Origin of the sequence: Pseudarthrobacter sp. AL07, assembly GCF_029960665.1 — a bacterium.
In the GTDB taxonomy this organism is placed as follows: Bacteria; Actinomycetota; Actinomycetes; order Actinomycetales; family Micrococcaceae; genus Arthrobacter.
Genome location: NZ_JASBRB010000094.1, coordinates 1 through 458, shown reverse-complemented (window position 1 = coordinate 458; position 458 = coordinate 1). Strand labels below are relative to the sequence as shown.

At 66.2% G+C, this 458-nt stretch carries 1 pseudogene; it reads right to left on the bottom strand.

Features of this window, described 5'->3' with window-relative positions:
- Nucleotides 1-458: pseudogene (locus tag QK290_RS18555) on the bottom strand (lipoyl synthase); the annotation flags it as partial.

The window sequence follows — 458 nt, the reverse complement described above, 5'->3', positions numbered from 1 at the left end:
GACTCGATGTGGGCGAGCTGGGCGGGGATTTCCCAGCCCTTCTTGCGCATCGCGGTGGCCCAGAGCCGGCCGGCCCGGTAGGAGGAACGGACCAGGGGTCCGGACATGACGCCGAGGAAGCCGATCTCCTTGGCCTCATCCTGGAGGTCCACGAACTCCTGCGGCTTGACCCAGCGGTCCACCGGCAGGTGCCGCTCGGACGGTCGAAGGTACTGGGTGATGGTGATCAGGTCACAGCCGGCCTCGTGCAGGTCCCGCAGCGCCTCGGAGATCTCCTCGCGGGTCTCGCCCATACCCAGGATCAGGTTGGACTTGGTCACCATGCCCAGGTTCCGGCCCTGGGTGATGACATCCAGTGACCTCTCGTACCGGAACGCGGGCCGGATCCGCTTGAAAATCCGGGGCACGGTTTCAACGTTGTGCGCGAAGACCTCCGGCTTCGAAGCGCAGATCGCCGC